At 46.8% G+C, this 24,356-nt stretch carries 24 protein-coding genes; 7 read left to right on the top strand and 17 right to left on the bottom strand.

What is annotated here, in order from left to right; all coding sequences use genetic code 11:
• Positions 1–288 precede the first annotated feature (288 nt).
• Entirely contained in the window at positions 289–2,610 is a 2,322-nt protein-coding gene (locus MKY92_RS02655; RefSeq protein ID WP_339299015.1) for a helix-turn-helix domain-containing protein, read from the top strand.
• A 382-nt stretch (positions 2,611–2,992) separates the two neighbouring features.
• Positions 2,993–4,462, top strand: a complete 1,470-nt coding sequence (locus MKY92_RS02650) for an extracellular solute-binding protein (RefSeq protein WP_339299014.1) — start codon at positions 2,993–2,995, stop codon at positions 4,460–4,462.
• 98 nt (positions 4,463–4,560) lie between these two features.
• Here MKY92_RS02650 and MKY92_RS02645 read toward each other — a convergent pair whose 3' ends face one another.
• From MKY92_RS02645 to MKY92_RS02600, 10 genes are all read right to left on the bottom strand, one after another.
• Positions 4,561–4,800 (bottom strand): YezD family protein, encoded by a 240-nt coding sequence (locus tag MKY92_RS02645; protein WP_036607453.1) that lies wholly within the window; start codon positions 4,798–4,800, stop codon positions 4,561–4,563.
• Positions 4,801–4,956: 156 nt separating this feature from the next.
• Entirely contained in the window at positions 4,957–5,832 is an 876-nt protein-coding gene (gene cysW, locus MKY92_RS02640) for a sulfate ABC transporter permease subunit CysW (RefSeq protein ID WP_339299013.1), read from the bottom strand.
• Between the two features lie 67 nt (positions 5,833–5,899).
• On the bottom strand, positions 5,900–6,736 hold the full coding sequence (cysT, locus tag MKY92_RS02635) for a sulfate ABC transporter permease subunit CysT (protein WP_145325621.1): 837 nt from the start codon (positions 6,734–6,736) through the stop codon (positions 5,900–5,902).
• Positions 6,737–6,823: 87 nt separating this feature from the next.
• Positions 6,824–7,903 carry a sulfate ABC transporter substrate-binding protein gene (locus MKY92_RS02630; RefSeq protein ID WP_339299012.1) on the bottom strand — a complete coding sequence of 360 codons (1,080 nt, stop codon included), beginning with the start codon at positions 7,901–7,903 and terminating at the stop codon, positions 6,824–6,826.
• 268 nt (positions 7,904–8,171) lie between these two features.
• Positions 8,172–8,303 carry a hypothetical protein gene (locus MKY92_RS02625; RefSeq protein ID WP_339299011.1) on the bottom strand — a complete coding sequence of 44 codons (132 nt, stop codon included), beginning with the start codon at positions 8,301–8,303 and terminating at the stop codon, positions 8,172–8,174.
• A 34-nt stretch (positions 8,304–8,337) separates the two neighbouring features.
• The gene (locus MKY92_RS02620) at positions 8,338–10,215 is read right to left on the bottom strand and encodes a rhamnogalacturonan lyase (RefSeq protein ID WP_339299009.1); all 1,878 of its coding nucleotides are present in this window, start codon (positions 10,213–10,215) and stop codon (positions 8,338–8,340) included.
• 253 nt (positions 10,216–10,468) lie between these two features.
• Entirely contained in the window at positions 10,469–11,431 is a 963-nt protein-coding gene (locus MKY92_RS02615; protein WP_339299007.1) for a TraB/GumN family protein, read from the bottom strand.
• Between the two features lie 28 nt (positions 11,432–11,459).
• Positions 11,460–12,122 (bottom strand): hypothetical protein, encoded by a 663-nt coding sequence (locus MKY92_RS02610; RefSeq protein WP_339299005.1) that lies wholly within the window; start codon positions 12,120–12,122, stop codon positions 11,460–11,462.
• Positions 12,123–12,221: 99 nt separating this feature from the next.
• Complete coding sequence (locus MKY92_RS02605; protein WP_339299004.1) at positions 12,222–12,821, bottom strand: TetR family transcriptional regulator; 600 nt, start codon at positions 12,819–12,821, stop codon at positions 12,222–12,224.
• Between the two features lie 194 nt (positions 12,822–13,015).
• Positions 13,016–14,071, bottom strand: a complete 1,056-nt coding sequence (locus MKY92_RS02600) for a lactonase family protein (protein ID WP_339299003.1) — start codon at positions 14,069–14,071, stop codon at positions 13,016–13,018.
• Between the two features lie 236 nt (positions 14,072–14,307).
• On the opposite strand from MKY92_RS02600, the gene MKY92_RS02595 reads away from it, so the two are divergent.
• On the top strand, positions 14,308–15,168 hold the full coding sequence (locus tag MKY92_RS02595) for an AraC family transcriptional regulator (protein ID WP_339299002.1): 861 nt from the start codon (positions 14,308–14,310) through the stop codon (positions 15,166–15,168).
• Positions 15,169–15,313: 145 nt separating this feature from the next.
• Positions 15,314–15,997 (top strand): S-layer homology domain-containing protein, encoded by a 684-nt coding sequence (locus tag MKY92_RS02590; protein WP_339299001.1) that lies wholly within the window; start codon positions 15,314–15,316, stop codon positions 15,995–15,997.
• Positions 15,998–16,124: 127 nt separating this feature from the next.
• On the opposite strand, the gene MKY92_RS02585 is transcribed toward MKY92_RS02590, so the two are convergent.
• From MKY92_RS02585 to MKY92_RS02575, 3 genes are all read right to left on the bottom strand, one after another.
• Positions 16,125–16,751 carry a nitroreductase family protein gene (locus MKY92_RS02585; RefSeq protein ID WP_339298999.1) on the bottom strand — a complete coding sequence of 209 codons (627 nt, stop codon included), beginning with the start codon at positions 16,749–16,751 and terminating at the stop codon, positions 16,125–16,127.
• 67 nt (positions 16,752–16,818) lie between these two features.
• Positions 16,819–16,950 (bottom strand): hypothetical protein, encoded by a 132-nt coding sequence (locus MKY92_RS02580; RefSeq protein ID WP_339298998.1) that lies wholly within the window; start codon positions 16,948–16,950, stop codon positions 16,819–16,821.
• A gap of 65 nt (positions 16,951–17,015) precedes the next feature.
• Positions 17,016–17,480, bottom strand: a complete 465-nt coding sequence (locus MKY92_RS02575) for an Rrf2 family transcriptional regulator (protein WP_076215926.1) — start codon at positions 17,478–17,480, stop codon at positions 17,016–17,018.
• Positions 17,481–17,910: 430 nt separating this feature from the next.
• On the opposite strand from MKY92_RS02575, the gene MKY92_RS02570 reads away from it, so the two are divergent.
• Positions 17,911–18,642, top strand: a complete 732-nt coding sequence (locus MKY92_RS02570; RefSeq protein ID WP_339298997.1) for an MBL fold metallo-hydrolase — start codon at positions 17,911–17,913, stop codon at positions 18,640–18,642.
• Entirely contained in the window at positions 18,639–19,211 is a 573-nt protein-coding gene (locus tag MKY92_RS02565) for a TetR-like C-terminal domain-containing protein (protein ID WP_339298996.1), read from the top strand. Before MKY92_RS02570 ends, MKY92_RS02565 begins: the two co-directional genes overlap by 4 nt.
• An 826-nt stretch (positions 19,212–20,037) precedes the next feature.
• Here MKY92_RS02565 and MKY92_RS02560 read toward each other — a convergent pair.
• From MKY92_RS02560 to MKY92_RS02550, 3 genes are read right to left on the bottom strand one after another with little or no spacing between them, the layout of a single operon-like run.
• Positions 20,038–21,168, bottom strand: coding sequence for a hypothetical protein (locus tag MKY92_RS02560; RefSeq protein ID WP_339298995.1), 1,131 nt, complete (start codon positions 21,166–21,168; stop codon positions 20,038–20,040).
• Positions 21,169–21,221: 53 nt separating this feature from the next.
• Positions 21,222–22,094 carry a glycosyltransferase family 2 protein gene (locus MKY92_RS02555; protein ID WP_339298994.1) on the bottom strand — a complete coding sequence of 291 codons (873 nt, stop codon included), beginning with the start codon at positions 22,092–22,094 and terminating at the stop codon, positions 21,222–21,224.
• 33 nt (positions 22,095–22,127) lie between these two features.
• The gene (locus tag MKY92_RS02550) at positions 22,128–22,490 is read right to left on the bottom strand and encodes a glycosyltransferase (RefSeq protein WP_339298993.1); all 363 of its coding nucleotides are present in this window, start codon (positions 22,488–22,490) and stop codon (positions 22,128–22,130) included.
• Between the two features lie 221 nt (positions 22,491–22,711).
• Here MKY92_RS02550 and MKY92_RS02545 point away from each other — a divergent pair, with 221 nt between their 5' ends.
• A complete protein-coding gene (locus MKY92_RS02545) occupies positions 22,712–23,197 on the top strand; it encodes a cytochrome c biogenesis protein CcdC (protein WP_339298992.1) in 486 nt (161 codons plus the stop codon).
• Positions 23,198–23,317: 120 nt separating this feature from the next.
• Here MKY92_RS02545 and MKY92_RS02540 read toward each other — a convergent pair whose 3' ends face one another.
• Positions 23,318–24,331, bottom strand: coding sequence for an NADP-dependent oxidoreductase (locus MKY92_RS02540; protein WP_339298991.1), 1,014 nt, complete (start codon positions 24,329–24,331; stop codon positions 23,318–23,320).
• Positions 24,332–24,356: the final 25 nt, after the last annotated feature.

The following is a 24,356-nucleotide window of genomic DNA, read 5'->3' as shown; positions in this document are numbered from 1 at the left end:
ATACAGATGTCTGATCTGCCGTTACTGTAGCATTAGGGAGCGTATCGCATCTATAGAACAATTTCCGTTTTATATCAAAATCGTACGTTCCGATGATTTCTGCCCTCAAAAAAACAGAGGAGATACTACTTTCGTTAATTATGATATCCTTTTATGTAAACGCTTTATTAAATTGGTGTAAAATGTGGAGAAGGAGTTTGTTAAATTTCGATCAACATGATTTCTAGTCCTCGGCCTGCTATATAATGATGAAGTTGTTTAGACACGAGAAACGAAGGGGGAAAAAGAATGCATAAGCCATTTCAGTCTGTGAGATCCAAGATGGTTCTTTCCTACCTCGCTGTTGTTCTTGTCATTGCGCTTCTTTTCGGCTCCATTCTATACCTCTTCTTCTCTCATCAATACAGCAAAGAGATTCGAATCAATAATCAACTTTCGCTGAAAAGCACCGTCAATACTATTGAGAGCTCCGTGATCCAGAAGGTGAATCAGGTCTATCTGTCCCTGGCACTCGGTAACGCAGCAAGTATCGATTTAGATAGCTTAAAAGGAAACCATAGCAAAATCTTGGACATCGAACAGTCCCTCAAAAATATGGTGCAAAATTATTCGGATCTCATTGAAGCTATTCATGTGTACGATACGAGGAACCACTTCATCGTCTCATCTGTATATGGGCTATTGCTCTATGAGGACACGCCTTCGAGTGTGGATCATACGACGGATTGGATTGCTGCGATGAAAGAGACTCCAGAAAGCTCCTTATGGATGAAGACTCGCATGGTGCCTCAGGATGCTTATATCGAATCACGGGAACAGGGCAATATGAGTCATCTAATTTCCTATGTCCATAGTTACCCGTTTCAATCGTCTGGACAAGACAGTAAGGCCATGATTGCGATTGATATCAAAGAATCAGCGATCAGTCAGATCATTAAAAATATGATCCCTGCTGACTATGCAAATACATTAATCATCGATCAGGACGGAACCGTCATATCTGCCGCGGACAAAACGTTGATAGGCAGCTCCACGGAGGAGAATCTAACGCAGTCGCTCCTTGCCTATCATTCTTCAGATGAGAGCTTCGCACCTGTATTTAACTATGACTCTCATGTCGTCACCCAAGATCAATTTAAAGGAAATGCATGGAGAATATACACAACCACACCTAATGAAAGCTTCTATTATAAATTGGATAGCTTGAAAGAGATTTCGGTTTTTCTTGGCTTGTTGGCTGTCACAGTTGGGATCGTGATGTCCTCCATTTTTACCAGGGCCAACTATAGTCCTCTTAAGCGAATCATGAATAACATCAAGAGCCGGATGGACAGCCCAACCAGCTTAAAGCAAGACGAATATCGGTTCATCGATACAACGTTTAACAGTCTGTCCAATAAAGTTGATAGTCTTGAAGAAACCTTACAGGCCAATCACAGAATGATTAAGCATAGTATCATGCTTAATATGTTAAATAATCGATTTACACCCGAAGAACTTTCGGAACAGCTCCAGTCTGTTCACATTTCAATGACCTACTCTCGCTTCCGTTGCATCGTCATTGACCCCGTCAATGAGAAGTGGAAGGATCTGCAGCCACGACAGTTGCAGCATACATTGTATACGATGATCCAGCAACTGGAGATCGCAGAAATGGATGGAACTCAACTGCTGGCAGAGGAATTGCAGGATCACAAAATAGCAGTAATCATCTGTACCAATCAACCCGAAGAACCGCTCTCTGATCACATTGTTGACTTTATTCACGCTGAGGCGAGCAGCAGATTTGGCCTGGAATTTGTACTATCGTTAGGCGGATGGGTAGAACACTTCACGAAGATTCACACAAGCTATCATCAGGCGAAAACCCTGATTCGATACAGCTACTTCTTTCCCGAGCAGTCTGCCATTCAGGATCTTGATCTTCTGAACAGGGAAGCCAGCAGTTTGGAAATTCCGGAGTCATACCTCGTCAACTTTGAAAAGAAATTGCAGACTCGGGATGTGCAAGGTACGGTTGAGGCCATTCAGAAATTGGTCGCGACAATAAAGGAAGGCCCCTATTCAGCCGAATACAGCCGTATCATATTATTAAAAACGGTATCTATTTACGCGGAGTGTATTAATCAGGTGCGCCTGCAACCCGCCGAGGCGAGTTCATTGAATATGTACAAGCAATTTTCATTGTTCTACAATATCAACCGCTATTCGGAATGGATGATTCATCTCGTGACCGAATTTGTGATGCAGATGGAGAAGCGCAGCGAGGTACGAAGTGTGGATACCATCTCGGCTGTCAAAGCCTATATTCACGAGCACTTATCGGGCGATCTCACGCTGGATCATGTCTCAGAGCAAGTATTCATCAGCCCTAAATATCTCAGTAAACTTTTCAAGGAAGAAACCGGGATTGTTTATTCCGAATATGTTACGAATCAGAGAATGGAGCGCGCACGGGAACTCATGACACAACGCGAAATTACAGTTGAGCAGGTCGCATGTACGGTCGGTTACCGTACCCCTGCTTATTTCATTAAAAAGTTCAAAGAAATTCACGGCTGTACACCGAAAAATTTCATGCGCAATCTAATGGAACAGGGGTCTATATAGGGTCAATTAGGAATATTTACACGGACACTCCGATGACAGAACAACCTTCCGATCGCTGTTATTCCCAGATTTCTTCGATCCCTTTTCTAAAAGGGGAAATCCGGGAATAAAGGCGAACGCTTCGCTTCTTCAGGTTCTTTCTGTCCTCTCCGTTTTTGTGTAAATGTTAAATTGAACCTATATAGAATTTAAAATTAGTAAAGGAGCTGCTATGAACCTTAACCTTTCAAGAAAGCTATGTCTATTGATTGCTACATCTATTCTTATAGGATTGATGAGCGGTTGTACCGTTCTAAACAGAGAAACAGCACAAGTACAACAGCAAGACCATCTAGCAAGCGCTGAGAAAGATACAACACCGCAGTATACAATATCCTGGACCATGCATCAAAATATCCCTGTTCCTGAAGACGCGGAGATGATTACCTATATTGAGGATCGGTTTGATGTCGATCTGGAGGTGTGGAATCTTGAGAACAAGCGGTACGAGGAACTGCTGGACCTGGAGCTTGCTCAAGGGAAAATACCCGATCTGTTCCGGATCAGACAACCGCATGATCTGCTTAAGTATCAAATGCAAGGGGTCTTAGCGGAAATCTCCCCGGATGTTCTTGAACAATATGCGCCAAATATCGTACAGCGAATTCGCGATTATGATTCACGTTATTTAGAGTATGGAAAAATAAACGGCTCCTTATATGGAATTCCGGCCATTAATCAGACCAACATCTATCGAACCCCTGTTGTATACCGAGAGGACTGGCTTAAGCAGCTTGGTCTGGAGGTGCCAAAGACATTAGATGAATTTGAAACGGTTATGTATGCTTTTGCCAAAGATGATCCGGACAGAAATGGTAAACAGGATACGTATGGCCTATCCAGAGAAGGCTTAAATGTCGTGTTTGGCGCTTTTGGACAGTCCGTTTTTACCGAGCAACTGTATTTTAATGAAAAAAACAACCAACTCGTGATCGGCGCTTTGGAGCCTGAGATGAAAGAAGCCCTGACTTATATGCAAAAGTGGTATCGGGACGGGATTATCGACCCTGAGTTCATAACCGGCGAAAACAAAGGCGGCTATAAACATCTATCCCATGCTTTTATTAATGGAAAAATTGGGATGACCTCGATGGGCAACTATTATCATTGGAATCAAGAGGGAGACTACAGTGTCCTTAATGAAAATGGCCAAGAAACTCCAGTGGGAGCCTCGTTCAATGTTAATGAGTTGTTACAGAAGAACGCAACTGCAGAGGTTGTATTTGGTTCTCCTGTTATTGGTCCTGATGGACATAGCGGTTCAAAAGGGAACAATCTGCTGATGAATTTTATGGCTATAGGTGCTGAGGCTGCGAAGGAGCCGGGAAAACTGGAGAAAATTCTGGAGATACTCGATTATGTAAGTGCCAACCCCGATCCGGAGGAGCAGATCAAAATGGAGTATGGCCTTCCAGGAAAACACTGGAATTGGAGCGCTGAAGATTCAAACTCGTTCCATTTACTTTACCCATACAACAGAATGGAGAATTATATTAATAGGATCGGCTCAAGTATCGGCATGACGGTTCCAGGTACACCCTCGGATAAACGTGAACAGTGGGCTGCATCTGCAGGGTTGACGGAGAATGGTATCTATAATCGCCTGGAGGTTGCAACCCCTGCCCTGATTCAATATTCATCTGAATTGATTCGCATGAGAGACAGAGTGTACATCTCCATCATCACTGGCGATCAGCCTGTGGGGTATTTCGATACCTTTGTGGAAGAAGTCATGGATGCAGGTGGGCAACAGGTGCTGCTTGAAGCGAATCATTGGTATAAGGAGCATATGGAGACAAGTCGCGCACAATAGATAGGATGATTTGGAACATGCATTTCCCATGAGTTTCTGAAAAGTATACCTTTGTGTTCCTATGCACCCATCCTCGATTCCTGACGCCATGTCACTCGCTATCCCTTCGCACTCGCATTGGATCCGCGTAGTGAACGGGCTGAACTGCTTCGTGCCGTGCTTCCGGATTTGGAGGCGCTGCCTGAGGGAGTGTTCTCAAAACGCTTGCGTTCGGTCCGCTCCATCTGCACAATCTGTCCTTCGTGCACTACGATGTGCAATGAACCAAACTCCATGTCATTCAGCTGTCCGGCAATTCGGTCCAACCATACCTCATCCACTTTTAACGGCTTAGCCATAGAGCTGCCTCCTCTTCTCGGGCTATTGCCCGCCATATTCCTAAGTACGCTGTCATCCAACGGATTTATAAATCATTCTTATCCAACCTATATACTTGGTTTATACATTAGCAGGGCTTCCAGTAGCTGTCAATCTGTATTTTCTTCTTCTCAAAATCACTTTTCTGAGACGGCTTTGTGTCCAAGCCAGCTCTTGAGCAGCAACGTGGCGAGAGCCAGAATCAGGAGCAGTGAAGCTACGGCAAACGAAGCCGAGAATTGATATTCGTTATACAAAATCTCGACATGAAGTGGTAACGTATTGGTCTCCCCGCGGATATGCCCCGACACCACAGATACGGCTCCGAACTCACCCATAGCACGGGCATTACACAGAATAATGCCGTACAGCAGCCCCCATTTGATGTTGGGCAAGGTTACACTCCAGAAGATTCGCCACCCGGAAGCACCTAGTGTAACCGCCGCTTCCTCTTCTCGGGTTCCCTGGTCCTCCATGAGTGGAATCAGCTCCCTCGCTACGAAAGGGAAGGTAATAAACAACGTTGCAATCACAATGCCTGGCAGCGCAAAAATGATTTTGATATCATGTTCGGACAGCCACGGCCCTAACCACCCATTCGAACCAAAGACCAATACAAAGATCAACCCGCCCACAACAGGCGAGATGGAAAAGGGAAGATCAATCAGGGTAATCATGAGTCCCTTGCCCTTGAACTGGAACTTGGTAATGACCCATGCAGCGGCCACACCAAATATCGTATTCAGCGGCACGGTAATCGCCGCAACCAATAACGTGAGTTTCAGTGCAGACATGGCATCCGACTCGGTAAGAGCCGCGATGTACACACCCCAGCCCTGCTTCAACGCCTCCATGAGCACAATGGCCAGTGGCAAAATAAGCAGCCAGATGAGTACCAGGCTTGCCAGTCCAATCAACAACCATTTGACCCATGGAGCTTCCGTTGTTGCACGGTTAGTTCCACGCCCGGTCTTTACGGGTGGAACAGGGCTCAGTGGGACGGAACCCGCCATATGCTGCACCTCCTTTGGTTTGGGTGAGTGACATCTGATTGTATCCATACTCCATCATGTTTCATCGTCATGCTCTGCCCGCCTTCCGGCTCCAACGTTGCAAGGAATTAATGATCAGCAGCAGGATGAAAGAAACCAGAAGCAGCAGCAAAGCTACCGCTGTAGCGCCTGCATAATCGAACTGCTCCAGCTTGGCCATGATCAGCAAGGGGGCAATCTCTGTTTTCATCGGCATATTACCTGAGATAAATACAACGGAGCCGTATTCGCCAATGCCCCGGGCAAAGGCCAGAGCGAACCCGGTCAATAGTGGCGGAATCAGATCCGGCAGCAGAATGGTACGGAATATCCGCCATCTTCCTGCTCCCAGTGTGGCAGCCGCTTCTTCCACCTCCGCCTCCAGCTCCTCCAATACCGGTTGCACCGTACGAACCACGAACGGAATTCCGATAAACATCAGCGCCAGCGTAATCCCAGCCTGGGAGTAAGCGAGCTTAATGCCCAAAGGCTCTACAAACTGCCCAATCCAGCCATTGCCGGCATAGATCGCCGTAAGAGCAACCCCTGCTACCGCTGTCGGCAAGGCAAAAGGCAGATCAATGACCGCATCGAAGAGCCGTTTGCCAGGAAATTCATACCGAACAAGCACCCATGCCAGGAGTAATCCCAGCACGAGATCAATCAGGGCCGCTGCACCTGCGGTCAGGAAGCTGACCTGGAAGGAAGCCAGCACTCTGGGGTTGGTCGCAACCTCAATCATGGTTGCCCACGTCAGCCCTGTGGAGTTAAACAACAGTGCAGCCAATGGAATAAGTACAACCAGGCTCAGGTAGAGTACACTGTAACCCATCGTTAATCCGAATCCCGGCAATGTGCGTCTCCGCGCCACCATCACCTTGCTCATGCACGTTCATCCTCTCTGCCTTCAGCCGGTAAGGCTGGTTGGCCGCTCACAGCGCGATTGATCAGGTGTTCATTGAACAGAGCAACCTTAGCTGCCTGGAACATAGATCTGGTCGAAGATACCACCGTCATTGAAATGTTTGGCCTGAGTATCCCGCCATGTGCCGAATACATCTTTCAACGTGAACAGTTCAAGCGCCGGGAACTGATCCTTGAATTTTTCCTCCACGCTGTCCAGCGTTGGGCGGTAATAATTTTCAGCAGCAATTGTCTGTCCTTCTTCACTGTACAAATATTTCAGATAGGCATCCGCCACGTCGCGGCTTCCTTTTTTGTCTGCATTTTTATCCACAATCGCAACCGGTGGTTCAGCCAAGATACTAACCGAAGGCACGACAATATCAAATTTGTCCGGACCCAACTCTTTTACCGATAGGAAAGCTTCATTTTCCCAGGCAAGCAACACATCACCGATGCCACGTTCAACAAACGTTGTCGTAGATCCGCGAGCACCCGAATCCAGTACAGGCGCATGTTTGAACAATTCACCAACAAATGCCTTCGCTTTCTCTTCGTCATTGTTATTTTGCTTGAGGGCATATCCCCATGCCGCCAAATAGTTCCAACGTGCTCCGCCGGACGTTTTGGGGTTGGGGGTGATGACTTGCGTATCCCCTTTGATCAGATCATCCCAGTCCTTGATGCCTTTTGGATTGCCTTTACGTACAAGGAATACAATCGTAGAGGTATACGGCGCGCTGTTATGCTCATATTTATCCTGCCAGCCTTCATTAATCAGACCTTTATCTTCAATCGCATCAATGTCGTATCCCAATGCCAGCGTCACCACGTCCGCATCCAGTCCGTCAATGACAGAACGACTCTGTTTACCCGAGCCCCCGTGGGATTGCTTGATCGTCACTTCCTGGCCTTTCTCTTTCAACCAATGCGCCGCAAACGCTTTGTTATATTGCTCATAGAGTTCCCGCGTTGGATCGTAGGAAACATTCAGCAGCTCGATGGCCTTGGCCTTTTCTGTGCCGCCTTCCGATCCCCCTGATGTTCCTGCTGCACTGGAACCGCCGCTATCCGATCCGCATGCTGCCAGAACTCCTGTTAACACCAGTGCCAGACCAACCAGAATACCCTTGTGAATTCTCTTTTTCATTAAATAACACTCCCCCGATATAGATCTGCATGACTACCTCAGGCCGGCTGAACAGGATGTAACGCCCCATAAAAAAACAAGAAGACGGAGGAACCCCCGCGCACTTCTCCCCATAAAGTCATGCCGGCTTAAGGCCGTGCATGCTTCATCCGGTAAGGATGCGCTACGGTGTTCCTCCGTCTATACGGTGAGAACGTTATTCTGTTCAGGTTGCATTTTTTATTATTCCTACCTGTTTAGTAAGTTATATACGTATAATAAAGGCAGTCTATATACCTGTCAAACGTTTTTTCCGATTTTTACCTGATTTCTGCTCCATTGGCAAAAAAAAGAGGAACAACGAACCATCGTCCGTTGTTCCCTTCAGCGAATCCCATGCTTCGCTGGCTATTGTAAACATAAACGGAATTGGACGGCCACACCTTGTCCATTCCTCATCTGCCCGCATACCGGATATTCGGTACCGGTGGTGTGCTCATGCCTTCTCCCAGATAAAAACCGGTGTGAGGCGGTTGATTGTAGGCTACATTTTGCCAAGCTACACCAAGACGGTACACCGGATCATGCATCAGCGTATAGATGCGTTTGTCCGTAACTGCTGTTGTGGTATAGATCCGCAGTGCTGAGCTGTCATTCGTCCGCCATACCACTTCTTCTCTCCAGTCCCCGAACAGATCGGCCTGCAGATTCGGCGTAGACTTGGTTCCGTTATTGGAAGATACGCCGGAAGCGGTGAGCAGGTTCACCGTTGTGTTATTGGCATAATTCCACTTGTCGATTCGGTTGCTGTCCAGCAGTTCACGGAGCAGATCCCCATCCCACCAGATGCCAAAATTCGTGGAGGACGGCAGGGTTGTCCCGAGTTTCTGCCCTTTGGCCGTATATAGACTGCCGTCTGCCCATACTTCAGCGCCTTTATATCTTGGATCGATATCTGCCGCCATGCCACGTCCAATATCCTTTGTTGTTTTAACTCCCCAGATTAACTGGCCTGTACCTGCATCCCGGAACTCCACTCCAGCATTGGATGGTGTCTCATGGACCTGAAATACCTCAAGTCCAGGGCGGTCCGGGTCGAGGTCACTCAAATGCATGGCATCGCCATGATGAAGCCCTGTTGTGTACAATCCTTTGCCGTTGTCATCCACTGCCATGGCACCATAAACGATCTCGTCTTTCCCATCTCCGTCTACGTCCGCCACACTCAGATTATGATTGCCCTGCCCGGCATAGCCCGAGTTACCGGAGGTATTGGAATCAAATGTCCATTGTTTGGTCAGCTGTCCATTCCGCCAGTTATACGCCACGAGCACACTGCGCGTATAATACCCGCGAGCCATGATCAGACTTGGGCGCTCTCCATCCAGATAAGCAATGGCGGCAAGGAATCGGTCCACCCGGTTGCCGTAGTTATCTCCCCAACTGGACACATTGCCGCGCGCCGGTTCGTAGTTCACCGTGGAGAGTGCTTTGCCAGTCTGCCCATTGAAGACCGTCAGGAATTCGGGGCCAGATAATACATAACCGCTGGAATTGCGGTAATCCTTGCTTGCATCCCCGATGACCACGCCAGTGCCATCCTTGGTGCCATCGGCTGTTTTCATCGCAACTTCGGCTTTGCCGTCACCGTCGAGATCATACACCATGAACTGGGTGTAATGAGCGCCGGCACGGATGTTTTTGCCCAGACTAATACGCCAGAGGCGTGTCCCGTTTAATTTGTAGGCATCGATAAACACTTCCCCGGTATAACCACTCTGGGAGTTATCCTTGGAGTTGGAAGGGTCCCACTTCACGATCAATTCATACTCACCATCACCATCCAGGTCACCTGCGCTGGCATCATTGGCACTGTAGGTGTAGGCTACTCCATCGGGCGTTGTCCCACCTGCGGGTACACTAAGAGGAACAGACAGATAGTTATTGCCCCACACGCTCGCTGCCGCTGAAGCAGCCTGCTCCGTTCCACTGACGACAGCGCGAACTGTATATTTGGAACTGCTTGTCCCGCTTGCATCCTGAAGGTTGGTGCTGTTTGTTATAGGCGTAGCGTTCACCTTTGTTCCATCCCGGTAGACGTTAAACGATACATTCGATCCTTCCGTTCCCAGAAGCCGCCAACTGATAAACACACCTGTCCCGGTCTTCACAGCTACCACACCGCGATCCAGATATTCCATCTGCCTTGCTCCCGCTGCATGTGTTACCGGCGTGTTGCCAAGGCCAAGCGAAGTGACCAGTAACGCGGAACTTAGCAGGGATACTCCGGCTGTACGTAATGTGCGCTTCCACAATGATGATCGATTCCCCATAAACAATTGCCTCCCCAATTGTATTGGTAAGCCCGATGCCCTTGTAGCGCCATCTTTTTATGTAAGCGCTTTAATATATTTATTTTAAATTAAACATATAATTCCATCTATAGGTCTAATTTAGTAATTGGGTGGTCGTACATGAAAAAAGCCAACGGATTTCTCCTTCGGCTTATATAATATCTTCTTCATGTGTAATAACGAATCCCCATTTAAGCACTATATCATGATCTTTTCGCAACAAGGGGATGGGTTAATAGATCCGCTCCATTTCATATCCCTTTTTCTCAAGCTCACCTGGAACACTGGGTTCAATTAACACATGAGCAGCACCGATGAAGACAAAATAAGTCTGTCCATCATCCGTTTGTAAAATTTCATCGAGCTTATTAGCCATATGAACATTCCGTGCATCATTGATTGCCTGTTGATACTTTTCATCAATATCTTCAAAACCTTCAGTTAACTGATTCTTAAACGCATCTTCATTCCCATGAGCCCAATTATATCCCAGCTGGTTTAAAAAACTCGCTGTCTCCTCATGATCTGCTATCGAACCCTCTAACATTTGTACTTGAGTTTCCATACTAAAACCAGCTTGCACTTCATATTGCATCTCAACGGTTTCTAACTCAACAATTTCTTTATTGTCTTCTAACGCACGTTGAAGAAAATATAAATCAACCCCATACTCCGGCGCTAGTTCACTTTCTTCATTACTAATTTGGTTTAATAATGTTCCTAAAAACCAAGGCTGGAAGTGATTATAATCCGCTAAAGCCATTTCATGCCCTTTAAATATTTCTGAAAGCTTGGCATAAGACGCCTCCGATAACACGTCATCCAGCGTGGTATCATCCTCAAATAAAGCCATCTCCTTTATTTTTTCTTCATTCACATCCACTTTAAACATATTGATCTCTGGAAGAATAACATCTGCGTCCTCATAAGCTTCTTCAATTCCCGAAGCAAGCGGATAAAAATCTTGATGGCCCAAATGAATCGTTCCATACACATACATGGTCGTTTTGCCGTGAAGCACCTTCCACAGAAATCCTCCATCTCCCTCATAATTAAGAGCGGTTTCACTTGTTTGCTGTTCGTAATCTTGTCCCTTAGCCTCTTCACTCTGGATCAGTTTATGATTGGGGCTTGAACAACCTGCTATTACAAGTACTACGATCAACAAGTATATTGCCATGAGTCGTTTCATCATCGCAACGTTCATCCTTTCTTCATCTTCATTAATAATCCTGTGTGCTTTCCATATCAATTAACCAATGGTTTTTGAGCATTAGAACCCGTTCTGTTCCTGCAATTGCTGCGGCAATACCAATTGCAAAATACGTCCAAAAGGAAAGTTGGATCGGCGATTCAAATGCACCTACATTTTCTGAAACCCATGGAATAGCAGAGATGGACTCCACGAATTGGAAGATGCTTAAAACGATGGAGATTAACAAGATTATAATCGCGATCATACCGATGAATGCGCTCAGGGTAGGAAATCGTCGATGCACCCACATTCGAAAACCTCGTATGGAACGTCTATCCGGAGATACGGTAAAGGTATCTTCGCCAGCTCCAATATAATGAATGCCATTAATCCCGGTTGAATTGTTTTTAATTTCGATGACGCCATTCTCGACTGGAAAAGCTGCAGGAAGCTTAGAAAAGGCAATATGTCTATTTTTGCGATATAAATCAACACGGGGCTCTTCTGTAAAATATTTAGATTTTATGGCATATGATGTGGTGTTCCCACTACTATGATTCGTTACTTCGATGTGAAATAAGGAGTGCGTAAATATACTCCAAAGCCGGTACTTTTTCAAAAGATGACCATCACCTGCTTTCACTTTTGCCAATTTCTTACGAAGTTTACGTTGATGAATGAAATGAAACATAAGATGAACAAACCTCCTTTGTATTTATACTGAATACCCATTTTAAATACTGATCAACCAATCAAATTTTTACTAAAAAAAATTATCAATCTCTTAGTGTTATTGAATCATTTTTAAAACGTTCTTTGTCACCTTTTCTGTGTAATCTTTAAAACTCATTATACTCTCGTTTTGAGGCAGTGACATCGATAGTGATACAGTTCCTCTGATCATCATGGCAATGACTTTGGGATCAAAATCTTGAAATTCTTTCGATTGTTGACCTTCATGAAGAATCTTTTCTAAAAGGACGATCATTTCATCTTCAGGATTGATTTCTAATCGAAAATAAGGAACATTATCTGGTGTGCGGACATTAAAAACAATCTCCAATAATGCCGTAGTGTTCTCACGTTTAATAGCGCGATAGGTGATTCCCGCTTCTATATAGGCCATCAATTTTTCTAGATTGGATGATTTTTTTTCTATTCTCTCCATCATAAAAACTTTCTCTTGTTCAACTAAATAGAGCAACGTATTGTTCATCAAATCTTCCTTGCCAGAAAAATGATACGAAATGAGTCCCGTACTCGTATTAGCCTTTCTTGCTATTTTGGATAGGCTGGTGCTAAAATATCCAATCTCTGTGAGAACCTCAATCGCAGCATGAATGATTTGTTCTTTGCGGGCATCAGCTATTAAATACTGCTTGTTTTTCATCTTTTCATCTACCTTCACGGAATTGATTGGTTATTTTTTATTTTGATTGTTCGATCAGTTAATATGATAACGGTTTACTTCCCCTCATGTCAACTTGCTAAAAAGGATAAAAGACTCATTTATATCACATGAAAACACGAAAAAAGCTGTAAAACCATGTGTTTCTCCATGATTTCACAGCTTATAGACCACTTTTATACCACAGGCGCAATGCATACCGGACGAGGCAGTTCCAGCTTGAACCCGTTATGCGTCAGACGTCCGTCTTCTTCACTGATCTGGAAACCTACGAGGTTATTGCTGTCCTGATTCGCCACAACCAGAATCCCACCTGGCAAAATATTAAAGTTACGCGGTGTCTGCCCAATTGTGGACGTCCACTCTACGGCTTCCAACTTACCGCTTTCCTGGTCAATATGATAGAGCACGATGCTGTCATCTCCCCGATTGGATGCATACAGGAAACGTCCACAAGGAGATACACGGATGTCTGCAGCCGTCCCCTCTCCTTTATGCCCTTCTGGAAGTGTCGAGATGTGCTGCACCGTAGTGAACTCCCCTCTACGCTCATCGTACAGGAATGCCGTAACCGTGTTGTCCAATTCGTTGATCACATATGCCCACTTCGAGTTAGGATGAAACACAAGATGCCTTGGCCCTGCGCCTGGTGGCTGATCCATCTCACGATGGGTAACCAGACGTCCCTCTTCCAACCGATACACAATGATCTGATCTAGACCGAGGTCACATACGACAGCATACTGCCCGGACGGATCGGGTTGAATGGAGTGTGCATGCGGCCCTTCTTGGCGTTCTTCGTTGATTCCACTTCCCGTGTGCTCCACCCATGCACTCATCTCACCAAGCGTCCCCTGATCGCCAACCGGGAATACATTGACACTGCCGCTGCTATAGTTGGATGAGAACACCCACTGACCATCCGTGGAGACAGACACATAACATGGAGAAGCCCCTCTAGTCTGTTTTCGATCCATCAGGTGCAGCTCACTCGTTGCCGCATCTCTCCGATAGACCAACACCTCTCCCTCGTCCGTCTCACTCGCCACATACAGACAGTTTCCATCCGGGCTTAGCGCCAGATAAGACGGATTATCCACACCATCCATGTGATTGACGATTCGCATCTCTCCTGTATCTGCATTCAACGCACATAGGAATATTCCGGGTTCATCCGCTGAAGCATACGTACCTGTATAGAAAAGCGTTTCCTGTGTTTTGACTGGTTCCATATCTAAATCTCTCCCTTTTCCTGTATATTCACTGTTCTGATTCTTCCCACTGGTATGTACTTACCCAATTCACGGGCAACTGCTTCACTTCCTGTAACGTGGCTTTCTATATTGAGAACAACCCCCGGTGAGCGCTCTCATATCTGGCATTGACTCCCTTATCCCCTCTCACCATAATACAAAGTATGAGACCTAACAACAGACCACCCCTACAGCGTAAATCTGACGGATTTCGTATGCAAAAACTCATTGTGCTTCCAGACTCACTGCTGCAAGAAACCGCAGCTTATCCGGTCACGTCCGGATTATACGTTACCGATATCGGTTACTTTCACGAAGCGGAGCATCATTACCGTGACCGTCCCAATGGTTGTGAATCACACATTCTGATGTACTGTGTCCAAGGCACAGGCTGGTATACGATGGATGGGAGCAAGACATATGATGTCAGCCCGGGAAACCTCGTTATATTACCTGCACATGTCCCTCATGTGTATGGTGCCAACGCAGCTGAACCATGGAGCATCTTCTGGATTCATCTGCGCGGGGAACACGCTTTATCCTACATAGAACCCTTGTTAACTCATCATATTACTACCATGCCCCCGGCCAAGGCTCAAAAATGGCTTGAGTTGTTCCATGAATGTTACGGCGCGTTAGAGACGGGTTACTCCATGCAGACGATGACGTATGCCTCCCAGATTATCGGTTATATGCTTGGTATGCTCGCTTATGGACCAGAGACGACAGGAACAGATGGCGGGGTCATTAGTAGCAAACGGGCAGCTGAACAATCCGTTCAATATATGCTGGAGCACCTGGAGAATGGAATCACCCTCAAGGAACTGGCGGCTCACGCGCGGCTGTCTGTCCCTCATTACTCTCAGTTATTCAAGCAAGCTACAGGGCATTCGCCCATCGATTATTTCCTGCGGCTTAAGATTCAGCATTCCTGCCGCTATCTGGATTTTACCGATTGGACCGTGAAGCAGATCAGTTCGGAGCTTGGATTCAAGGACCCGTACTATTTCTCCCGTCTGTTCAGCAAAATGATGGGACGTTCACCCACGGATTATCGAAATAAATCCAAAGGTTAGAGGTAGTGCCTTCACTTAGCCCTTTCTGAATGATTATGAATTCAGTTGGAAAATTCCAGCAACCTTTTAAACAGAAGGGTCGTCTATAGGGGCAAATAACTTTTATATAAAGGGATCATCCCTGGAAAAGTGAGGCGAACCTATCATGAAAAAAAATATAATTGCTACATTAACTGCGGGAGCTCTGCTCACGCTGTCTCTGAGTGCAGGCCCGGTCAACGCTGCGCAAGCCCAATTCAAGGATATTCAAGGTACCGCAGGAGCAGACAAAATCGAATCTCTCCATCAGGATGGATTCATCAAAGGCGTGAGCGACAGCTTGTTCAAACCCGAACTGGAGTTAAATACCGCTCAGGGCATTCAACTGATTGCGGACGGACTGAATCTGAACCTGGACACGATTCGTTTTATCAAACAGCCGCTGCCAAGTGACCACTTCTCTCATGTAAAAGATGGCGTATGGTACAGTGATGCATTTATCCGTGCACAATATAATGGCATTCAGATGTCACAGGATATCGATCCGTCCAAACCGCTTACTCGTGAACAATTCACACTGTTCCTGATGCAAGGCATCGAGGCCAAAGGCGGTCTGCCAATGATTAATATCAAACCTGTGGACATTACCGATGAACAGGAACTTACGCCAGAGTATCAAGGTGCCATTCAGCGTTCACTCGTTCTCAAAATCAATGAACTGGATGCCGACGGCAACTTCAATCCCAAACAAACGATTACTCGTGCCGAAGCAGCAGTGATGATGTATAACGCAATTGAGTACATGCAATCGTTCCATGCACCACAAATCCCGGAAACACCTGAGAAGTAATATTTCCTTGGTGGAAGCAGTATGCCAAACAGCCGCACCTTCCCTCAACAGGAAAGTGCGGCCGTTTGTATTATACCGTTATTTATACCTATATCACTGATGCAATCATCAGATTTAACTTTCTAACTTAGAAAGAACCTTTAACAACAACCTCAGACAACGGTAAACGTCCTGACGGGCGAGCTGGCTGTGCAGCTTTACCTACAGTAATCAACAACGTTGGCACAAATCGTGCAGGAATGTTGAATGTTTCGATCAGTTTTTGTGGATTATATCCACCGATTGGACATGTATCGTAACCCAGGGAGCGTGCAGCAAGCATAATATTTTGGGAAGCAAAAGATGCATTGCGGATCGCTTCATCGCGAGCGATTTGCGGGCTTTGGTATGCACCGTTGATCTGTCCAACCAATGCGTCACGAACCTCAGCAGTTAGTGCGCCTGCTTCAACAGCTTGATCGTAGATTACGGTGTTACGGTTTGCTTCCAAGTCTCCGAGAACAGCAATCGTAACAGAACTTTCCACGATCTGACTTTGACCGTAAGCAACTGGCAGCAATTTCGCTTTGTCTGCTTCGGATTCAATCACGAGGAATCTCCAGTGTTGCAGGTTCCATGAAGATGGTGCTTCCGCTGCTGCTGTCAGAATCGCATTGAGATCTTCTTCAGGCAATTCAAAACCTTTTTCGTACTTTTTGACAGCATGGCGTTCGCTAATAACGCGAAGTGTTTCATTTTTTTCAATGCCTGACATGTGTTCCACTCCCCAGAATCTAGTTTGTTTATACTTCTTTACTTTCGCAAGGTGATCTTGAAGAATACTACTCTCCCAAGGATTTGCCTTCCGAAAATAACATCAGCGCAGATAATCTCTTCCCATCTGTGTTCACGTTATGCCCGGAATCGCCTGAGAACATCAATGGATCTTTCACCGGAGCACACGCCAATGCCATAACTTGTCCACCATGCCTGACCAAACCAAGGCCATGTCATGAAGGATCATTCGTTGTGGACTCCGTCAGGACTTCTCCTTTGCAGGCAATCCATTCAGCGACAGGGTTATCGCTTCTCCATGACCTATGCGCTCTTTCACATCCTGAATGGATATACGGTCAAAATAAGCGCTGAGCGCCTCTTCGCCTCCGTTATATATGTTCCCCATCACATCCTGCATATTGGAAGATACTACGCAAGATGAACCAGACTCCCCTGAGCACCAGTTGGGACCGAGTGAACCACCAGCTACCAGTCTGTACAACTCTCCCAGCTTGATCTCTTCACTTGGACGGCTAAGCAAGTACCCACCATGAGCACCTTCCTTCGTCGTCAGGTAACCATGTTTGCGCAGAACACTAAGTACCTTACGGACTCTGGCCGGGTGTGTACCCACACTCTGGGACAAATCTTCACTATTGGCCATACACTCATTTCTCATCGACAGAAAAACAAGACAATGCACCGCTATGGTAAATTCGCTGTTCATAACTTACTCCTTCCCGGCTTACAACACCGATGAACTCCAACCCAAGGTAAGTATAACTGTCATTATATGAATAACAGTTATGTTTGTCAACTTTCATCCCGAATGGAGATCAAACGTGATTTTTCCTGTTATACCAATACTTACAGCTCATCAACACAATTAAGCTAGGATGAACATCCCGTATTCATTTTAATCCAAAAAAGACAAAAAAGTGAGCCTTTCGCTACGCGAAGGGCTCCAATAAGATAGACATATGAAAGGGCTTACGTGATTATTATAATCGGTAATCCTCAATTTGAAAACGCTTTTTTTGTAAAGTGCATCATTATTTTAAATTTTTTTTATTTGAATAAAATGAACAACAGGTATTGCTAAAACTAATGCCATTAGTTATGATACTAATACCATTAGTTTTAAGGAGGGTTTAACGATGCGTATTACCCGAGAATTTGATGTCGTTCAAGTTACGTTTTTTCCAAGACTCTTCCCTGTGAACGTATACCTGATTGAAGAGGAAGATGGATTAACGCTGATTGATGCCGGAATACCGGTCAGTCTTAAGGGGATTTTGGCAACGGCCCAGTCCCTTGGAAAGCCCATTACCAAGATCATTCTGACTCACGCGCATAGCGACCATATTGGTGCATTGGATCGTCTCAAAGAGGCACTGCCCCAAGCCGAGGTCTTCATCTCCAGACGGGATGCCCGGTTATTGGCGGGTGATACTTCCCTTCTTCCTGGTGAGCCACAAACTCCGGTACGCGGCGGGGTGCCTAAGCCCAAAGCGGTGCGTACCCAGCCAAACCACTTGCTGGATGACGGTGACCAGATTGGGTCACTGGTCGCCATTGCCTCACCAGGACATACGCCGGGGCATATGTCTTTCATGGATACGCGCAGCCGCGTGCTCATCGCTGGCGACGCGTACCAGCTGCAAGGCGGCCTTGCCGTATCCGGCCGCGTGCGCCCGCTCTTCCCGTTCCCCGCGCTGGCGACGTGGAACCGCGAAGCGGCTCTGGCCAGCGCGAAGCGCCTGGCGGAGCTGGAACCGTCCGTGCTCGCTGTAGGCCACGGACGGATGCTGCGCCAGCCCGCGGCCGCCATGCGCGCGGCAACCGCTGATGCACAGCAGCGGTTTGATCTTGCCGGGGAGCAACGATGAGCCCCCGGCAAGGGCTGGATCGCGGCGCTCTGCTCAGCGCCGCCGCCCAGCTTGCTGACAGCGACGGCTTTCAGGCGCTGACACTGGCCGCGTTGGCACAGCGGCTGGATGTGCGCTCGCCGTCGCTCTACAACCACATCAGCGGACTTCCCGGGCTTCGCCAGGAAATGGCGCTGATGTCCGTACAACAGCTTAGCCGCGCATTAACCGCGGCTATCGCTGACCGCACAGGCGATGATGCCATTCAGGCCATCGCTGCGGCATACATTGGCTTCGTCCGCAAGCACCCCGGGCTGTACGAAGCCTCATTTCATGCCCCGGACCGCGAGGAGCCACAGCTCGCCGCGGCCAGCACAGCTACGCTGGAGTTGTTGCTGCACAGCTTGCAGCCCTACCCGCTCACCGAAGCGGAAGCATTGCACGCCGTTCGTGGTTTGCGCAGCCTCTGCCATGGATTTGCCTCCATTGAGGCACAGGGCGGCTTTGGCATGAACTTTGATCCAGACGAAAGTCTGCGTCTGACCATATCCGCCTTCCTGCACGGACTCCGGCATCTTCACCAGGACTAGTTAAGCCACGCATTGCATCATGAAAAAGGACTGCAGAAGATCTGCAGTCCTTTTTGCATTGCGGTGTACCGGTACATCCCATAGATTTGACATTAACAATGTTATAGTTACGCCAATTATTTTCAACACATTAACATCCACTTTGAATTCATCTTTCATCGGCTTGTGTTCATTTAACGTGTCTGTGATTCGTTACATTTACCAACGTACCCAATTAGGCTATATAAGATGTGCTGAGTTCGTTAGAACGTGCTACATACGGTGCTTCAGATCATGATGTCATAGATATTCGTCCACTCATCATAGCGGCGCACGTCCAGACACACATTGTGTTATGGACTCTAAATACGGAGCGATCATGTTCCAAATTGCATCGATCATACGGGACACGGCTAGATAAGGATCTTACTCTGATCGTAATGCACATGGTAGTACATGTTTTATTACTATTCATGTATAGATCACGCTATAGTTCAGTACACACATTGGGGCGATTCTCGATACGGAGCTTACCCTAATCGTGATGCACACGTTAGTACTTGTTTCAGTACTTGTTTCAGTACGTGTTTTAATACGAATCTTTATAGATCACACTACATGTACGTCGCAATGGGATGGTTCTTGTTGAGGATCTAGCTACATATCCCATTGTTCATGGCGGTAAGGGTCTAACATATTCAATCTCCCCAGTACACATCTCGCTCCAACCACACTTTTGCCACTCACAACGACGCACTTCTCTATTATGTACATCTCCCGTTCCTCTCGAAGGCTGGAATGGACTTTGGCTTCCCTCTTTCCATCGAAACGGTTCTCGATAGCCTATCTATGGCCATTGCTGCCGTCCATCCTGCACTTCTTTCAAAATATGCTTCATCACGGGCACGTACACCTTCCAGTAGAACATGTCCGGGATACCTTTTTGATCTGGCGTAAGTTTGGAGCGGACGACCTCCCAACCCCGGATTCGGCGCCAGAAGGAATAATGCTTCATCTCTCCGAATGACCCTGCCATGTAATACGACCGATTATAGTCGTCGTAGCGGACAAGTGCAGCAAATTCCGCAGGAATTCCTGCATCCACCAGCTTCTGCCCGCCTGTCTCCGTAAGATCCGCCTTATACCAGGCCAGTATGGAATTCTTCTGTTGCGGCACAATGATATCGAACCAGCCATTGTAATGTATATCCTGGGTTATACCGCTCCAATCGCTGCCTTCCGGTGTAAATGCAATCTGTATATTGCCTGTCTTTACATCCAGACCTTTCTCCAGTACCATGACCTGTCCATCCATATGGATCAGCAGCATACCCGCTCCGCGATAATGCCATTTCTTCTTCTCCTGCTGCTCATAGTGCGCCCTAACCCAGCGGGGTACTTCTTGTATACTTTGCAGATTAGATACCGATTTCCCCTGCCATCCACTGCTGTCCACACCCAAGATGGGGTATAGCTGCTCTCTTGTCATCTTGGAAGCCGTATTCGCCAATGCACTGTATTCGGCAACAATCGTCACGCCTTTATACGCAGCCTCGCGAATCTTCTGCACATCATATATTGTTAATCCTTCATAGATTTCGTCTTGCTTCCGTTCATTCTTTTGTGCAGACAGACTACTCCGATTCGCCGTCAGATAGATCAGATCCGTGTCCGTCACCTCATCAGGCAACAATCGCTTCATCCGAGGAAGCCCGTCCTGAAGATCATAACCGTAATAATCCTCTTCATAGGAATAGTGTTCCCCTGTTTGCTGTATGATCTTCTGCTGATTCAGCAGCCAGACCAATCCCTTGTGCCCCTGATAGGACTGGTCAGGTCTGCTCTTGTCAATAATCATGATGTTAAGCGGAACCGGGGCCTGGGATTGCCACATAATCCAGGGGACAACCAGCACCACCGATACCACTGTAAAACAAGCCAGCGTCCACATCGTGGCTGGCCTGTAACTTTTTTTCATGAAGCGTCTTCCTCCTTGCTCTGTTCCAAGGTATTACCAGGATTGCCGATAGATTACCCCAATCCATTCCTGATCTCCTTCTCCTTTTCCTTCCTCAATCCCATAGCCTGCAAAATGCCAAACATACGGAATATATTGTTCAGCGGTCTGAACCAGAACGTCTCCAAACAAGCATACAATAACAGACGCGTCACTGCTCTGGACGTATACGCTTTGCGTGAACACCATACTTCGAACATTACCATACCTGCGGACAACAGTGAACCATAGAGCGTCAGCAGCAGAACGAGAATGATGCATAGGTTGATATGCACCACCTGTAGCCCTATGCCTGAGATGAACAGCAAAATCGCTCCCAGTTCCATCACAGGCCCCAACAATTCGATCAGAATAAAATACGGGATGGATACCATCCCCATCCAGCCATAGGCCGGATTGAAGATCATGCTCCGCTGAGTCCATAGACTGCTTGCAAGCTGCATGTGCCAACCGATACGCTGTCTGCACAGCTGACGCCATGTACCGGGCACTTCTACCCTGCAGATCGGATCGGGAATGTATATAATACGACCACGTTCCCGAGTTCGCTTCATATGTTTCTGCAACCGCATGACCAGTTCCATGTGAGCGACCTGGTCATCGCGCTTGTAACCGCCGACTTCCATCACCCGGTTCTTTTTGAATACACCAAATACTTCAGACGTAAATAAAAGCACATTAATATTGTAACGAACAAGTCCCACACCACCAATCAAAAAGGCACGCACGTATTCAATGGTCTGCATTACATACAACGGACTGTCCGTAGGCCTTGTGCTGTTATCCGTTAAATCTGTATGATCCGTCTTTCTGGGGGCCATGAGATCTACTCGTCCACTACAAGCAACAACCTCTTCTCCCGGGAGAGCATCCATAAAGGGTTTCATAATCTTCACCAATGCATCCCGTTCCAGAACTGTCTAGGGTCCAACAGAGGCGATATAAGGATATTGCGAGATATTCAGGCCTGCATTCAGGGAGTCCATTCGTCCTCCATACTCCTTGTCGATCACAACCAGACGATGATGTAACCTGGATTGGTAGACACATTTAATCTGAGCTGTCTCCTGGCCGAGTCCCGAATAATGAACTTTACTCCGAATGGGCATCAGATCATAGGTTTCTTTTAGACGCCGCATTGTTCCATCCTCTGATCCATCATTAATGATGATAACCTCATAGCGTGCATACTGAATATCCAGCAGACAATCAATTCGCTGTACGATCGTATTCTCACTATTGATGTGAACCGATAAGCTTGATATACATCCATTGTTGTCCAATCATTGCATGATTTCCCCTTAATCGAATAAACAGCCTTACAACGGGCACAATAATACAAAATTTTCAAATACACCCTGTGAATACATATCGGGTATATGATACACTAAGCTTTCTATCGGCTTTCTGCGTTTGTGATATAATAGGAACTGAAAATTCCGGTAATTCGTACTGGGTTCGGGATTACCGGATAACATATTATTCCAGAAAGAGGGAGTTCTACGTGGCTCAAATCAGTCCGTACTACCTGCAAATCGGAGCAACCGTGGGCATGCTCGTCATGGCACTGCTTGCCATCTTCATCCGCTTGAAAGCCAGTCACAGACCGGTGACCATTCGCAAAATCCTTATTCCTCCGCTCGGCATGAGCACAGGATTTCTTATGTTTGTTGTACCGGCAACACATGTTCCTCTACTCTGGGCATTCATTGCGTTTCTGGTGGGCTGGTTCCTCTTCTCCTATCCCCTCATTCGCAGTACACGGTTTGAACGAGTAGGTGAAGAAATTTTTGCCACACGTTCTCGCAGCTTTGCTTTTATCTTGCTTGGATTGTTGGCCGTACGCCTGATCCTGCATGAAGTCATTCAGCGATATGTAAGCATTCCGCAAACAGGCGGATTGTTCTTCCTGCTGGCTTTTGGCATGATTGTACGCTGGCGTGTATATATGTACAAACACTACAAAGAAGTGCTGGTCGCCGAACACTAGTCACCCTACATAGACCACGCACAGATTTACAGATAAAAAAGACACGTTCTACTGCACCTTCGGTCTGCAGAACGTGTCTTTTCGTTTTCAACCTAATTGTACATGTAAACCATTCGATATCTATTCAGGATCTGCAACCTTAACCAGTTGCTTGCCCAGATTATCTCCCGAGAAAAGACCCATGAATGCTTCCGGCGTCTGTTCGAACCCGTCCACAATGTTTTCTTCATACTGGATATGACCTTCCTTGATCCATTTCGCCAACTTGGCACGGCCTTCTTTGAAGGATTTGGTGTAGTCACCCAGCAGGAAACCTTTCATTAATGCTGTATTCGTTAACAACAACGTCTGTGGTCGCATCCCGATATCCGGTTTCTCCAGATTATAAGACGAAATCTGACCGCATAACGGAATACGTGCATTCCGATTGATGTGGCGCAAGACTGCATCCGAGATGTCACCGCCCACATTGTCAAAGTAGACATCTACGCCATCCGGGCAAGCCCGTTCAATGGCCGCTGACATATCCTGCTCCTTCTTGTAGTTCAACACCACGTCGAAGCCCAGCTTTTCTTTCAAATAAGCGCATTTCTCATCAGAGCCTGCAATACCAACCACGCGTGCTCCCACAATTTTACCAATCTGACCTGCAATCATACCTACCGCTCCGGCTGCTCCCGATACAACAACCGTTTCTCCGTCCTTCGGTTTGCCGATGTCCTCCATACCAAAATAAGCCGTCAGACCCGTCAGGCCCAGCGCACCCAAGTAAGCCGTGATTGGTGCTTCTTCGGTATCAATTAGCGAAAGATCAGTCGTATTCACTGCGGCATATTGCTGCCAGCCCCACATACCAGATACGAGGTCACCTTTGCGAAGATTCGGTTCCGAAGATTCCACAACCTGTCCAATGGCTCCACCCTTAATCACTTCATTTAACGCGTACGGTGCAGCATAGGATTTTGTATCTTTCATGCGGCCCCGCATGTATGGATCAACCGACAAATATAATGTACGTACCAGGACTTGCCCAGCTTCCGGTTCAGGAAGAGGTGCATCAATGAATTTGAAATTCTCTCTGGATGGGGCACCTTCGGGACGAGAAGCAAGTACGATCTGTTTATTTAAAGACACCAAAATTACCTCCTTGTTGCCAAGT

The sequence above is a fragment of the Paenibacillus sp. FSL R5-0623 genome (assembly GCF_037974265.1).
In the GTDB taxonomy this organism is placed as follows: Bacteria; Bacillota; Bacilli; order Paenibacillales; family Paenibacillaceae; genus Paenibacillus.
This window is presented reverse-complemented; position numbering and strand designations above follow the sequence as displayed.

Coding starts and splice junctions, on each gene's coding strand:
- MKY92_RS02560 (WP_339298995.1), bottom strand. CDS start 21,168: ATGAAAAAAAGTTACAGGCCAGCCACGATGTGGACGCTGGCTTGTTTT.
- MKY92_RS02565 (WP_339298996.1), top strand. CDS start 18,639: ATGAGCCCCCGGCAAGGGCTGGATCGCGGCGCTCTGCTCAGCGCCGCC.
- cysW (WP_339299013.1), bottom strand. CDS start 5,832: ATGGCGGGTTCCGTCCCACTGAGCCCTGTTCCACCCGTAAAGACCGGG.
- MKY92_RS02575 (WP_076215926.1), bottom strand. CDS start 17,480: ATGAACAGCGAATTTACCATAGCGGTGCATTGTCTTGTTTTTCTGTCG.
- MKY92_RS02580 (WP_339298998.1), bottom strand. CDS start 16,950: ATGGCATTGGCGTGTGCTCCGGTGAAAGATCCATTGATGTTCTCAGGC.
- MKY92_RS02605 (WP_339299004.1), bottom strand. CDS start 12,821: ATGAAAAACAAGCAGTATTTAATAGCTGATGCCCGCAAAGAACAAATC.
- MKY92_RS02620 (WP_339299009.1), bottom strand. CDS start 10,215: ATGGGGAATCGATCATCATTGTGGAAGCGCACATTACGTACAGCCGGA.
- MKY92_RS02650 (WP_339299014.1), top strand. CDS start 2,993: ATGCATCAAAATATCCCTGTTCCTGAAGACGCGGAGATGATTACCTAT.
- MKY92_RS02555 (WP_339298994.1), bottom strand. CDS start 22,094: ATGAAACCCTTTATGGATGCTCTCCCGGGAGAAGAGGTTGTTGCTTGT.
- MKY92_RS02630 (WP_339299012.1), bottom strand. CDS start 7,903: ATGAAAAAGAGAATTCACAAGGGTATTCTGGTTGGTCTGGCACTGGTG.
- MKY92_RS02625 (WP_339299011.1), bottom strand. CDS start 8,303: ATGTTTACAATAGCCAGCGAAGCATGGGATTCGCTGAAGGGAACAACG.
- MKY92_RS02585 (WP_339298999.1), bottom strand. CDS start 16,751: ATGTCAGGCATTGAAAAAAATGAAACACTTCGCGTTATTAGCGAACGC.
- cysT (WP_145325621.1), bottom strand. CDS start 6,736: ATGAGCAAGGTGATGGTGGCGCGGAGACGCACATTGCCGGGATTCGGA.
- MKY92_RS02595 (WP_339299002.1), top strand. CDS start 14,308: ATGCAAAAACTCATTGTGCTTCCAGACTCACTGCTGCAAGAAACCGCA.
- MKY92_RS02600 (WP_339299003.1), bottom strand. CDS start 14,071: ATGGAACCAGTCAAAACACAGGAAACGCTTTTCTATACAGGTACGTAT.
- MKY92_RS02655 (WP_339299015.1), top strand. CDS start 289: ATGCATAAGCCATTTCAGTCTGTGAGATCCAAGATGGTTCTTTCCTAC.
- MKY92_RS02645 (WP_036607453.1), bottom strand. CDS start 4,800: ATGGCTAAGCCGTTAAAAGTGGATGAGGTATGGTTGGACCGAATTGCC.
- MKY92_RS02615 (WP_339299007.1), bottom strand. CDS start 11,431: ATGATGAAACGACTCATGGCAATATACTTGTTGATCGTAGTACTTGTA.
- MKY92_RS02590 (WP_339299001.1), top strand. CDS start 15,314: ATGAAAAAAAATATAATTGCTACATTAACTGCGGGAGCTCTGCTCACG.
- MKY92_RS02570 (WP_339298997.1), top strand. CDS start 17,911: ATGCGTATTACCCGAGAATTTGATGTCGTTCAAGTTACGTTTTTTCCA.
- MKY92_RS02610 (WP_339299005.1), bottom strand. CDS start 12,122: ATGTTTCATTTCATTCATCAACGTAAACTTCGTAAGAAATTGGCAAAA.